Here is an 11,342-nt window from a genome sequence, read left to right on the forward strand (position 1 = left end):
TCCTCTTATCCCTGTCCGTCCTGTCCCTTGGTCACGGCGGCGATCAGCTCGTCGGTGAGCACCAGCTTGGCGCTCTTGAGATCGGCCAGCGGCACATGTGCCGGACCGGTCTCGGTCTCGATGGCGACCGCCCCGCCGGCTTCGTCGAAGCCCAGCAGGCGGCCGCGGAAGCGCTTGCGTCCATCGACGGCCACCAGCGATTCCAGCTTGGCCTCGAACCCCGCCCAGACCGAGAAGTCCTTGGGCCGGGTCAGCGGCCGGTCGATGCCCGGCGAGCTGACCTCCAGCACGTAACCGCCCTGGATGGGGTCCTCGACGTCGAGGAGGGCCGAGAGCGACCGGCTGATTTCGGCGCAATCGTCCACCGTCATCGCCCGGCCGTCCTTGCGCTCGGCCATCACCTGGAGCGTCGGGCGGCTCCGGCCCTGGAACATCACCCTGACCAGCTCGTAGCCCTGGGACTCGAGCGGGCCGGCGACGATGGTTTCCAAGCGCTGCTGAAGGTCCATGTGCCCAATGCCGCGTTGCGACCAGATAGGTCCACAAAAAACAAAAAAAGTGGGCCGATGGCCCACCCTTACAACCCCTTCCTCCTGCCTGGAACAGCATCTCGGTCGGGAAGCAAGAATGTGTCTGGAGCGTGAATATAACGGAATCGGCGCCCCATGCAAGGACAGAGTCGCCCGCTCCGGCGGCTATTTCAGCGCTTCCAGCTGCCTTTTGATCTCGGTCCGGTCCTCCCCTTCGGGCAGCACCGCCACCAGACGGGACCAGTAGTCGCGCGCCTTGGCGGCGTTGCCGGTCTGGGCCTCGGACAGGCCGAGGAAATAAAGGGCATCGACGTTGCGGGGATCGACCGCCGCCACTTCGCGCATCACGCCGACGAATTCCGGCGGCAGCATGGCCCCCTGGGGCACGTCGTCGAGCAGCATGGAGGCGTATTCCAGGCGCACCCCGGTATCGCCGGGCATCAGCCGGGCGGCGCGGCGATAGGCCTCGCGCGCCTTGTCGGCCTGGCCGGTGACCCGCAGCGAGCGGCCCAGCATGGCCCAGCCCTTGCCGTCATTGGGGTTCTTCTCGAGCTTGGCGGCCAGCGAGGCGATCATGGTCTCGATCAGCTTGGCCTGGTCCTGCATCTCGGCGATGCCGGCGGCACGGCCGGAATAGGGCTGGTCGGGCAGCATGGGCGAGCCGAGCGACAGGTAGATGCCGAAGCCGGCGGCCGGCACCAGCACCGCCACCGCCGCCGCCAGCGGCGCGCGGCGGCCGGCGCGGGACTGGACCCCCTGCCCCTTGTCGGCGGCGGCGAGAATGCGGCGCTGCACCTCGGTGCGGGCGGCCTCGGCCTGGTCGGGCGACAAGGTGCCGCGGGCCAGCTCGCGATCGACCTCGGCCAGCTGGTCGCGGTAGACGGTGAGGTCGTATTCGGCGCGGGTGGCGGCCTCGGGGCGGCGGCGCAGCAGCGGCAGCAGCACCATGGCCAGGGTGGCCGCCGTCAGCAGGGCGAAGATGATCCAGATCATGACGGCGGATGGTCCTTGAGCAGTGCCTCGAGGCGACGTTTCTCCTCGGCCGAGAGCGGCGGCGGCGGCGGCGCGGCGTTGGTGCGGCGGCGGTAGAAGGCGGCGGCCGCCGCCAGGCCGGCCAGCAGCAGCGCGAAGGGCCCCACCCACAGCACCAGGGTGCTTGCCTTGAACGGCGGCCGCAGCAGCACGTAATCGCCGTAGCGGTCGACCACGTATTGCATCACCTGGTCGTCGCTTTCGCCCGACTGGATGCGCTCGCGCACGATGACGCGCAGGTCGCGGGCGAGATCGGCGTTGGAATCCTCGATGGATTCCGACTGGCAGACCAGGCAGCGCAGCTCCTTGCCCAGGTGCTGGGCACGGCTTTCCAGCGCCGGGTCCTTCAGCATTTCCGACGGGTCGGCGGCGATGGCGGGGCCGGCGAAGGCGGTCAGGCAGGCGAGGATGAGCAGCAGGCGCCTCATTTGGTCTCCAGCTCCCGGATGATCGGCAGCAGGGTCTTGTCCCACGCCTCGCGGGTGACCGGGCCGATGTGCTTGTAGCGGATGATGCCGGCCTTATCGACGATGAAGGTCTCGGGCGCGCCGGTGACGCCGAAATCGATGGCGGCGCGACCGGGGGCCGGGTCGGCGCCCACCCGCTCATAGGGATCGCCGTTCTTCTTCAGCCACTTGGCGCCCTCGGCCGGGTCGTCGCGCCAGTCGATGCCGTGGATCGGCACCGCGCCCGACTGCTTGATGCGCATCAGGAAAGGATGCTCCTGCACGCAGGCGATGCACCACGAGCCGAAGATGTTGACCAGCGACACCCGCCCCTTGAGATCGGCGGTGGCCAGCCCGGTATCGGGTCCGCGGCCGGGCAGCGGCGGCAGCGCCATTTCGGGCACCGGCCGGTCGATCAGCACCGACGGCAGGTCGCGCGGATTCAGCGACAGGCCGCGCAGGAAGAACAGCGCCAGCACCGCGAACACCGCGACCGGCAGCAGATAGAGCAGGCGCCTCATGGTTCGGTCCTCACGCCTTGGCCGCCTGGGCCGCGGCGGCGCGGGCCCGGGTCGGGGCGCCGATGCGGTGGCGGCGGTCGGACAGCGACACCAGGCCGCCCGCCACCATGATCAGGCAGCCCACCCACATCCACGGCACCAGCGGGTTGAAGTAGAGCCGGGTCACCCAGCCGCCCTCGGGCACCGCATCGCCGATGACGGCGTAGACGTCGCCCAGGAAGGTTCCGACGATGGCCGCCTCGGTGGTCGGGCGCGGCGGCTGGCGATAGGTTCGCTTCTCCGGGGTCACGAGGGCGAACACCTTGCCGTCCTTGGCCACCTCGAAGGTGCCCTCGGTGGCCAGGTAGTTGGGACCATCGACGTCGCGCACCGCCTTCAGGGTGAAGGCGTAGCCGGCCACCGTGACGGTTTCGCCGATGGTCATGGTCTGCACCGATTCGGCCTTCCACGCCGACGAGGCGGTCATGCCGGCGATCAGCACCGCCAGCCCGCCATGGGCCAGGGTCATGCCCCAGGCGGCGCGCGGCAGGTTGGCGGCACGGCGCATGCTGTCCCCCAGCGGGGCGCGGAACAGGCGCACCCGCTCGGCGATTTCGGTCAGGGTGCCGAGCAGCAGCCAGACCGCCAGCCCGATGCCGCCGGCCGCCCACCACGGGCCGGCCGAGCCGCCCTGCATCACCCAGGTGGCGATGGCGGCGGCAAGCGCCGCGGCCATGGCCAGCTTGACCCGGGCCAGCGCGCCGGCCAGGTCGCCGCGCTTCCACGACACCAGCGGTCCCATCCCCATGGCCAGCACCATGGGCACCATCAGCGGCACGAAGACCGAGTTGAAGAACGGCGGCCCCACCGAGACCTTGCCCAGCGACAGGGCGTCGGCGAACAGCGGATAGAGGGTGCCCAGCAGCACCGTGCCGGCGCCGGTGGCCATCAGCACGTTGTTGAGCAGCAGCGCGCCTTCGCGGCTGATGGGGGCGAACAGGCCGCCGGTCTTCAGCGCCGGGGCGCGCACCGCGTAGAGCATGAACGAGCCGCCGATGGCCACCACCAGCAGCATCAGGATGAAGACGCCGCGGGTCGGGTCCGAGGCGAAGGCATGCACCGAGGTGATGACCCCCGAACGCACCAGGAAGGTGCCCAGCAGCGACAGGCCGAAGGTGACGATGGCGAGGAGAATGGTCCAGCTCTTCAGCGCGTCGCGCTTTTCCACCACCACCGCCGAATGCAGCAGCGCGGTGCCGGCCAGCCACGGCATGAACGAGGCGTTCTCCACCGGGTCCCAGTACCACCAGCCGCCCCAGCCCAGCTCGTAATAGGCCCACCACGAGCCCAGCGCGATGCCCAGGGTGAGGAACACCCAGGCGGCCAGGGTCCAGGGCCGCACCCAGCGCGCCCAGGCGGCATCCACCTTGCCCTCGATCAGGGCGGCGATGGCGAACGAGAAGGCCATGGAGAAGCCGACGTAGCCCAGGTACAGGAACGGCGGATGGAAGGCCAGGCCGGGATCCTGCAGCAGCGGGTTGAGGCCGGAGCCGTTCATGGGCGGCGGGTCGAGCCGCTCGAAGGGATTGGAGGTGAACAGGATGAAGGCGAGGAAGCCCACCGTGATCAGCGCCTGCACCGCCAGCGCGCGCGCCTTCAGGGTCGGCGGCAGATTGCCGCCGAAGGCGGTCACCGCGGCGCCGAACAGCGCCAGGATGGTGATCCACAGCAGCAGCGAGCCCTCGTGGTTGCCCCACACGCCCGAGACCTTGTACAGCATCGGCTTGTCGGTGTGGCTGTTCTGGGCGACGTTGAGCAGCGAGAAGTCCGAGGTGACGTAGGCGTGGGTCAGCGCCGCGAAGGCGATGCCCACCAGCACCAGCTGCGCCACCGCGGCGGGACCGGCCAGGTCCATCCAGGCCCGCTCGCCCCTTTCGGCGCCGACCAGGGGCACCACCGCCTGCACGCAGGCCACGGCGAGGGCGAGGACGAGGGCGAAATGTCCGATCTCGGCGATCACTTGGCGGCCTCCGGGGTCTTGCCGCCGTCGCCCTGCCACTGGCCGGACTTCTTGAGCGAATCGGCCACTTCCTTGGGCATGTAGTTCTCGTCGTGCTTGGCCAGCACCTCGGCGGCCTGGAAGGTCCCCTTGTCCATGCGGCCCTCGGTGACCACCCCCTGGCCCTCGCGGAACAGGTCGGGCAGGATGCCGGCATAGATCACCGGCACGGCATGGGCGCCGTCGGTGACGGTGAAGCGCACGCTGGCCCCCTCCTTCACCACGCTGCCGGTTTCCACCAGCCCGCCCAGGCGGATGCGGCGGCCCTCGGTGGGCACCTTGGCCTCGACGATCTCGGTGGGGCTGAAGAAGAAGACGATGTCCTCCTTGAGCGCGGTCAGCACCAGCGCGGCGGCGGCGCCGACGGCCAGCAGACCGAGGACGACGAAATACAGGCGGCGTTGCTTGCGGGTCACGTCTGTTCGGGCTCCGGATTGGCGTCGCGGCGGCGCTGGCGGCCGGGACGCAGCTTCTGCACCGCCTCGAGCTCCGCCTCGCGGGCGCGGACGGCGCGGATCGAGGCGGCAAGGACGGCGATCATCACCACCGCCGCCAGGACATAGGACGGCCAGACGAAGGCGCCGTAGCCGCCCATGGCGAAGAACTCGGTCACGGCGTCACGATCCTCCCTGCTCCGCCCGGGGCTGTTCAAGCTGGCCGGCGGCATGAATCTGGGCCATGCGCAGGGTGCGCAGCTTGGCCCCGGCGATCTCGGCCCGGGCGCGCAGGATCAGCACCACCACCCAATAGGCCTTGAACCCCACCGCCATCAGGATCAGCGGCACCATCATGGCGGCGTCGATGGCCGGGCCGCCCATCTTCACCACGCTGGCCGGCTGGTGCAGGGTGTTCCACCAATCCACCGACCACTTGATGATCGGCACGTTGACCACGCCGACCAGGGCCAGGATGGCGGCCGCCTTCTGGCCGCGCTCGGGATCGTCGAAGGCGTCGGCCAGGGCCATGTAGCCCAGATACAGGAACAGCAGCAGCAGCATGCTGGTCAGCCGCGCGTCCCACACCCACCAGGTGCCCCACATGGGCTTGCCCCACAAGGCCCCGGTGACCAGGCAGACGAAGGTGAAGGCGGCGCCCACGGGGGCGGTGGCGCGGGCCAGCAGATCGGCCAGCGGATGCTTCCAGATCAGCGCCATCGCCGAGAACACCGCCATGGCGGTGTAGCAGAACATCCCCATCCAGGCCGACGGCACGTGGATGTACATGATCCGCACCGTCTCGCCCTGCTGGTAGTCGGCGGGCGAGGCGAACAGCGAGAACCACAGCCCGGCACCCAGTGCCAGGACGGCGACGGCGACGGACCACGGCTGAATCAATGCGGCGATGCGCAGGAAACGGGCGGGATTGGCGAAGCGATGCATGCGCTCTCTCTTAACGTCCTTCCGCACTCAATTCCAGCGGAGTCCGAACACGCCAAGGGATATGGCGCGCGCGGGGAAAGATTCCATGGCCGGGTCCGCCGTGGAATGACTTTCGTCAGCCCGACCGGCGGTTCCGCTCCGACGCATGGCAGACCCCGGGCCGGCGCACGTTGATAATCCTCAATTCGGGAGTCAATATTCGCCGAGCCCGCCTGCCAAAGGTATGGGTGCAATGTATCTTCGGGGGAGGATGCGATGAAAAGCCTGGTAGGACTGAGTCTGGCGGCCGCCCTGGTCGCCCTGGGTGCCTGCGCCGGCGCCGACGAAGCGGCGTTCGAGAAATATCCCGACATCGTCGACAACGCCTTCGTGCGCGAGGTGGCGCTGATCCCGCCCCGCGCCGACGCGAAAGTGATCGATTCGCGCCCGGCCCGCGCCCGCTATGATCCCGGCCACATCCCGGGGGCCATCAACATCTCGGACACGGTGTTCGACAAGTCGGTCAGCCTGCTGCCCGCCAACAAGACCACCCTGCTGCTGTTCTATTGCGGCGGGCTGGAATGCCCCTTGAGCCACAAATCGGCGTTCAAGGCCCGCGAGCTGGGCTACACCAACGTCAAGGTCTATGCCGACGGCATGCCCGACTGGGAGGCCAAGGGCGGGCTGGTGGCGGTGTCGACCGCCTACGTCAAGGGCCTGGTCGACAAGCCCGACGGCACCGTGCTGATCGATTCGCGGCCGAAGAAGCGCTTCGACGAGGGCTCCGTCCCGGGGGCCATCAACATTCCCGACACCTTCTTCGACAAAAGCGCCAATCTGCTGCCGGCCGACCGCAAGACGCCGCTGATCTTCTTCTGCGGCGGGCTGCAATGCGACCTCAGCTCGAAATCGGCGGTCAAGGCCAAGGCGCTGGGCTACACCAACGTCCGCGTCTACCCCGAGGGCGAGCCGGGCTGGACCGCCGCCTACGGGTCGGCGGCCAAGGCAGCGGCGCCCGCGCCCATGGCGGTCACCGGCGACACGGTGGACGTGGATTCGTTCCTCGCCACCCTGAAGTCCAATCCCGGCAGCCTCACCGTCATCGACGTGCGCGACGCCAAGGACTATCAGCGCGGCCACTTCCCCACCGCCTCCAATCTGCCCATCGGCAAGCTGGAGGCCGAGGTGGACAAGCTGGCGGCCGACAAGCCCATCGTCTTCGTCTGCGCCACCGGTGCCCGCAGCAGCGAGGCCTTCGACATGGCCAAGCTGCTCCGCCCCACCCTCAAGGTCCACTACCTGGACGCCGAGGTGAGCTACGGCACCGACAACAGCTATACGGTCAAGTCGCGGAAGAAGTAGGGGGACCTGCTGCGCTCCCCTCCCCTTGATGGGGAGGGGTTGGGGGCGGGGTGGAGTCGCGAACGACCACGTCCGACGCAATTCTTTCCCCCCCCCACCCCAACCCTCCCCCGCAAGGGGGGAGGGAGAGGGGGAGGGAGAGGGAGGCTACAGCAGCGTGAACTTCTCGGTGCTCTCGTTGTAGCGGACCAGGCCGTACCACAGGGCCAGCACGGCGCCGGCGGCCAGCAGGGCCCAGCCCCAGCCGTCGAAGGCGACCGGCAGGAACACCTGCAGCCCCAGGGCCGATTCCTCGACCAGATCCAGGTTCATCTCGGACGCCGTGAGGCCGGTCTTCTTGAACACGGCGTTGGCGAGCGAGCCGCTCCAGGCGAAGAAGAACGCCGCCACCCACAGCTTGAGATGACCCTCGCCCAGGCGCCACAGGGTGCCCGAGGCGCAGCCGCCGGCGAAGATCATGCCGAAGCCGAACAGCAGGCCACCGATCAGCGAGCCCTTCCAGAACACCGGCGGGATGGCCAGGTAGGGGTCGATCAGCTTGGCCTGGAACAGCAGCCCGGCCAGCGGGATGCCGACCACCAGGCCGAGGATGACCGCCTTGGTCATGTCGCCCTCGCCGGTCATGAACGGCTCGCGGAAGGCGCGTGCGAAGCACAGCCGCGAGCGGTGCATGATGAAGCCCATGGCGAAACCGGCGGGGATGATGATGGCGCGGGCCACCAGCCGTTCGTTGTCCGAGGCCCACCATTCGGCCGACCACGCCGCCACCAGCACCAGCACGCTGGCGCCCAGCCAGGGATAGAGCGCCGGCAGCCACGACGGCAGCGGGAGCGGCGGCGGCGGGGTGGTGCCCCAGGTGACGTTTTCCAGGGTCCACAGCAGCGCCTTGAGGCCGATGGCGGCGCCCGTCACCAGACCCAGCCACATGGCCCAGCCGGCCGGCGAGGAATGCAGCGCCGGGGTGAAGAAGCCGCCGGTGGTGCAGCCCCCCGCCAGGGCGGCGCCGGTGCCCATCAGCGAGCCGCCCATGGCCGCCCACAGATATTCCAGCCGGGGCGCCCGGTTGGGCTTGAACTGCCCGGACAGCAGGGCCGCGGTGAAGGCGCCGATGATGGTCAGCAGGTTCATCAGCGACATGCGGTGGTTCAGCACCCCGTCCAGGGTCTCGGGCAGGCCGAGCAGCGGACCCAGGCCGATCAGGGCGTTGAACTTGTCGCCCCACAGCTTGAGCCCGCCGAAGATGCCCCAGAACAGGCCGTTGACCATCAGGGCCAGGATGGTCAGCACGATCAGGATGATGCCGAGATAGGGCGACCATTCCTGGACGAAGATGCGGCGATAGTCGGCCGCGAAGCCGGACCGCCAGGACGATCCCTGCATGATGTCCCCCTTTCCTGCCTGCGGTGGCGACCGGCCTAGTTGCAGCTGGCCGGGCTGTCGCCGTCCTTGGCGCCCTTGGCGACAAAGGCCTTGAGGTCGGCCATCAGCTCGGCATCCGGCACGTCGGCGAACTTCTCGGCCACCTTGTTGCTGCCCTTGATGCCGGCACGGTAGGCCTTGCCCACGTACTGGCTGACGCTGTCCTTGCCCTTGGCGTGCTTGTCGGCCTGCAGATAGGCCGCCCACTGCGCCTGGGTCATGGTGCTGGGCGCGATGGTCTCGCCCATCTGCGAGGTATGGCAGGCGGTGCAGATGCCGCGGTAATAGACGCGGCCGCGCTTCCAGTCGCCGTCATAGGCGGCGGCGGTGGAGGCGCTGCCTGCGACACAGGCCAGGACGGCGGCGGCGAACAGGGCGGTGCGCTTCATGGTCTTTCCCTCTCTTCTTGTCGGGTCAATGGGTCTCTTCCCAGCCGGTGACCATCGCCTTGAAATGCGAGGTCGCGGTATGGCCGGTGGTGGCGAGGTAGATATGCGCGATCAGGAAGATCAGCATCAGGTAGGCGCCGAAGGTGTGGGCGACGGCGACCCACTGCAGCTGCAGCGCGGCCAGGCCCCAGGCGGCCCACTGGTCGTAGAACAGGTAAAGCCAGCCGGTCATCCAGACCAGCGGCATGACCAGCGCCAGGATGGCCAGATAGGACAGACGCTGCAACGGGTTGTGCTTCTTCAGCGTGGTCTGGCGGAACGGATGCGGCGCGTCGGTGAAGATGCCGAAGGCATAGTATTTCAGCATCGCGCCCACCTTCTCGGTGGTCGGCACGTACTGCTTCCATTCGCCGGTGGTGAAGTGCCAGAAGATGGCGAAGACCCACAGGCCGACCAGGGTCCAGGCGGCGGTGGTGTGGTACCCCACCGCGGTGGCGAAGCCGAACACCTTATAGATGCCGTGGATCTCGAACCCGGTCAGCATCAGGAAGATGATCAGGCCGGCCTGGGACCAGTGCCAGAACCGTTCGAACCGCTTGAAGACATAGATGCGTTCGCTCATGGCGGTTCTCCTAATCCTGTCCGCGCCAGTGGGTAAGGATGCGCAAGCCGCCATGGACCATGACGCCCAGCAGGGTCAGCAGCGCGCCCAGCCCCATGGCGATGTCCATCAGGGTGAAGCGGTCGCGGCCGGGCAGGTAGACGCCCTCGATGCCATCCAGCCTGCCGCCCTCGCGCACGTGGCACTCGGTGCAGGCCAGGGCCTTGTCCTTGGGCGCCACCATGTGGGTGATCGGCCAGGCCATGGTGGTCTCGACGAAATCCACCTTGCCCGAGAACGGCCGACCGGCGCTGGCCATGCCGGTGGCGGCCGCCTTCTCCCAGCCGAAATTGGTCCAGTACGCGGTGTCGTCGTTGCCGGCGGTATGCGGCTTGACCAGGGTCTTGTTCTCCGGGTCGTAGGGCTGCTTGCCCTGGAACACCTTCATCGGCCAGATCATGGACTTGCCGTCGTTCGGCGCGCCGCCGATGCGGTTGATGCCGACCGGACCGCCCGAGGGATCGATCTTGTCGTCCAGCAGGGTGAAGGTCACCTTGCCGTCGAACCAGGCATAGGTCGGCTTGACGAACTCGCCGAAGGTGAAGTCGCCCTTGCGCGAATCATAGGTGACGTGGCCCTTGGGGTCCTTCACCAGCAGCGGCTTGCCTTCCGGCGACAGCTTGCCCGAGGTCGACCAGTCCCAGCTCATCTTGGTGGCGACGCCGCCGCGGGCGAAGCTGGGGATGTGGCAGGTCTGGCAGGCGATCTTCTCGGCGTGGTGGTTGAGCCGGGCCTCGGCCTTGTGCGGGCCATTACCGTGGCAGGCGACGCAGGTGGCCGGGCTCGACTTCTCGGCCTTGCCGCGGATGTGGGCGCCGCCCTTGTCGGCCGCCACCGGCGTGTAGCGGCTGCCGGCGATGTCGTGGGCCGCCGCCTTGTGGCAGGTGCCGCAGCTGAAATCCAGCCCGGCCGCGTCCATGTGGACGTCCAACTCGGCCTCGGGCGCCGCCAGCGAGCTGTCCATGTCGCCGTGCTTCACGCCGTCGCCGCCGCCGCCGTAGAAGTGGCAGGCGCCGCAGGTGTCGCGGCTGGTCTTGCCCACCTTCTGGGCCACCTTGGCGAGATCGGGGGCGCGCTGGATCTTGCCCGAGCCGGGCGGCAGCTCGGTGTCCTTATATAGGGGATGGCCGGCGAAGCCGGGCCACTTCTTGTAATTGCCGGTGGTGTCGTGGCAGCTCAGGCAGTCCACGTTGTCCTGCGCCGCGAAGTCGAACTCCGCGTCCTTCCAGCCGTAGCCGACGTGGCAGCTGGTGCAGTACGGCAGGTTGGATTCCACCGAGATGCAGAAATTGTTGATGACGTTCTTCTTGCCCAGGCGCTGGTCGCTGTCGGGATTGAGGAACTCCCAGGTCCAGTGCTTGGTGCGCTGGACCTGACCCGCCGCCTCGGTGTGGCAGGCGAGGCAGGCCTTGGTCACCTCCGGCCCGGAGGCGAAGGGTCCCTGCAGTTCCTTGAACTTGGTGTGGTCGGCGGTGGAGGTGAGTTTCACCGCCGGCGCATCGGCCAAGGCCGACGGCATCGCCAGCGCCAACATCAGCGCCGCCGCGCGTAATACCCTGTACACGTTCATCGGCTACCCCCCTGGT

13 protein-coding genes are annotated in these 11,342 nt (G+C 68.5%); 1 reads left to right on the forward strand and 12 read right to left on the reverse strand.

Features of this window, described 5'->3' with window-relative positions; translation table 11 throughout:
• Window positions 1-5: 5 nt before the first annotated feature.
• The 8 genes from rimP to MTBUT4_RS05035 form a co-directional block, all read right to left on the reverse strand.
• A complete protein-coding gene (gene rimP, locus MTBUT4_RS05000; protein ID WP_173978565.1) occupies window positions 6-509 on the reverse strand; it encodes a ribosome maturation factor RimP in 504 nt (167 codons plus the stop codon).
• A gap of 186 nt (window positions 510-695) precedes the next feature.
• Window positions 696-1,523 (reverse strand): c-type cytochrome biogenesis protein CcmI, encoded by an 828-nt coding sequence (ccmI, locus tag MTBUT4_RS05005; RefSeq protein WP_173978566.1) that lies wholly within the window; start codon window positions 1,521-1,523, stop codon window positions 696-698.
• Window positions 1,520-1,990 carry a cytochrome c-type biogenesis protein gene (locus tag MTBUT4_RS05010; RefSeq protein ID WP_173978567.1) on the reverse strand — a complete coding sequence of 157 codons (471 nt, stop codon included), beginning with the start codon at window positions 1,988-1,990 and terminating at the stop codon, window positions 1,520-1,522. Before MTBUT4_RS05010 ends, ccmI begins: the two co-directional genes overlap by 4 nt.
• On the reverse strand, window positions 1,987-2,529 hold the full coding sequence (locus MTBUT4_RS05015; protein ID WP_173978568.1) for a DsbE family thiol:disulfide interchange protein: 543 nt from the start codon (window positions 2,527-2,529) through the stop codon (window positions 1,987-1,989). Before MTBUT4_RS05015 ends, MTBUT4_RS05010 begins: the two co-directional genes overlap by 4 nt.
• A 10-nt stretch (window positions 2,530-2,539) precedes the next feature.
• Window positions 2,540-4,528, reverse strand: a complete 1,989-nt coding sequence (locus tag MTBUT4_RS05020) for a heme lyase CcmF/NrfE family subunit (RefSeq protein WP_173978569.1) — start codon at window positions 4,526-4,528, stop codon at window positions 2,540-2,542.
• Window positions 4,525-4,983, reverse strand: a complete 459-nt coding sequence (gene ccmE, locus MTBUT4_RS05025) for a cytochrome c maturation protein CcmE (protein WP_173978570.1) — start codon at window positions 4,981-4,983, stop codon at window positions 4,525-4,527. Before ccmE ends, MTBUT4_RS05020 begins: the two co-directional genes overlap by 4 nt.
• Entirely contained in the window at window positions 4,980-5,180 is a 201-nt protein-coding gene (gene ccmD / locus MTBUT4_RS05030) for a heme exporter protein CcmD (protein WP_173978571.1), read from the reverse strand. Before ccmD ends, ccmE begins: the two co-directional genes overlap by 4 nt.
• A gap of 4 nt (window positions 5,181-5,184) precedes the next feature.
• Window positions 5,185-5,946 carry a heme ABC transporter permease gene (locus tag MTBUT4_RS05035; RefSeq protein WP_173978572.1) on the reverse strand — a complete coding sequence of 254 codons (762 nt, stop codon included), beginning with the start codon at window positions 5,944-5,946 and terminating at the stop codon, window positions 5,185-5,187.
• A 255-nt stretch (window positions 5,947-6,201) separates the two neighbouring features.
• Here MTBUT4_RS05035 and MTBUT4_RS05040 point away from each other — a divergent pair, with 255 nt between their 5' ends.
• Window positions 6,202-7,287 (forward strand): rhodanese-like domain-containing protein, encoded by a 1,086-nt coding sequence (locus MTBUT4_RS05040; RefSeq protein ID WP_173978573.1) that lies wholly within the window; start codon window positions 6,202-6,204, stop codon window positions 7,285-7,287.
• 147 nt (window positions 7,288-7,434) lie between these two features.
• Here MTBUT4_RS05040 and MTBUT4_RS05045 read toward each other — a convergent pair whose 3' ends face one another.
• Genes MTBUT4_RS05045 through MTBUT4_RS05060 form a run of 4 tightly spaced genes read right to left on the reverse strand, consistent with a single transcriptional unit; the run spans window position 7,435 to window position 11,326 of the window.
• Complete coding sequence (locus tag MTBUT4_RS05045; RefSeq protein WP_173978574.1) at window positions 7,435-8,667, reverse strand: YeeE/YedE thiosulfate transporter family protein; 1,233 nt, start codon at window positions 8,665-8,667, stop codon at window positions 7,435-7,437.
• Between the two features lie 35 nt (window positions 8,668-8,702).
• Window positions 8,703-9,095 carry a hypothetical protein gene (locus tag MTBUT4_RS05050; protein ID WP_173978575.1) on the reverse strand — a complete coding sequence of 131 codons (393 nt, stop codon included), beginning with the start codon at window positions 9,093-9,095 and terminating at the stop codon, window positions 8,703-8,705.
• Window positions 9,096-9,120: 25 nt separating this feature from the next.
• Window positions 9,121-9,717, reverse strand: coding sequence for a cytochrome b/b6 domain-containing protein (locus tag MTBUT4_RS05055; RefSeq protein WP_173978576.1), 597 nt, complete (start codon window positions 9,715-9,717; stop codon window positions 9,121-9,123).
• Window positions 9,718-9,727: 10 nt separating this feature from the next.
• Window positions 9,728-11,326 carry a tetrathionate reductase family octaheme c-type cytochrome gene (locus MTBUT4_RS05060; RefSeq protein WP_173978577.1) on the reverse strand — a complete coding sequence of 533 codons (1,599 nt, stop codon included), beginning with the start codon at window positions 11,324-11,326 and terminating at the stop codon, window positions 9,728-9,730.
• Between the last annotated feature and the right edge of the window lie 16 nt (window positions 11,327-11,342).

Source organism: Magnetospirillum sp. UT-4, from assembly GCF_902729435.1.
Taxonomy (GTDB): domain Bacteria; phylum Pseudomonadota; class Alphaproteobacteria; order Rhodospirillales; family Magnetospirillaceae; genus Magnetospirillum.

Excerpts from the sequence above, each read along its gene's own strand:
- MTBUT4_RS05060 (WP_173978577.1), bottom strand. The coding sequence starts at position 11,326 with ATGAACGTGTACAGGGTATTACGCGCGGCGGCGCTGATGTTGGCGCTG.
- MTBUT4_RS05015 (WP_173978568.1), bottom strand. The coding sequence starts at position 2,529 with ATGAGGCGCCTGCTCTATCTGCTGCCGGTCGCGGTGTTCGCGGTGCTG.
- MTBUT4_RS05035 (WP_173978572.1), bottom strand. The coding sequence starts at position 5,946 with ATGCATCGCTTCGCCAATCCCGCCCGTTTCCTGCGCATCGCCGCATTG.
- MTBUT4_RS05040 (WP_173978573.1), top strand. The coding sequence starts at position 6,202 with ATGAAAAGCCTGGTAGGACTGAGTCTGGCGGCCGCCCTGGTCGCCCTG.
- MTBUT4_RS05010 (WP_173978567.1), bottom strand. The coding sequence starts at position 1,990 with ATGAGGCGCCTGCTGCTCATCCTCGCCTGCCTGACCGCCTTCGCCGGC.
- MTBUT4_RS05045 (WP_173978574.1), bottom strand. The coding sequence starts at position 8,667 with ATGCAGGGATCGTCCTGGCGGTCCGGCTTCGCGGCCGACTATCGCCGC.
- MTBUT4_RS05055 (WP_173978576.1), bottom strand. The coding sequence starts at position 9,717 with ATGAGCGAACGCATCTATGTCTTCAAGCGGTTCGAACGGTTCTGGCAC.
- ccmI (WP_173978566.1), bottom strand. The coding sequence starts at position 1,523 with ATGATCTGGATCATCTTCGCCCTGCTGACGGCGGCCACCCTGGCCATG.
- MTBUT4_RS05050 (WP_173978575.1), bottom strand. The coding sequence starts at position 9,095 with ATGAAGCGCACCGCCCTGTTCGCCGCCGCCGTCCTGGCCTGTGTCGCA.
- rimP (WP_173978565.1), bottom strand. The coding sequence starts at position 509 with ATGGACCTTCAGCAGCGCTTGGAAACCATCGTCGCCGGCCCGCTCGAG.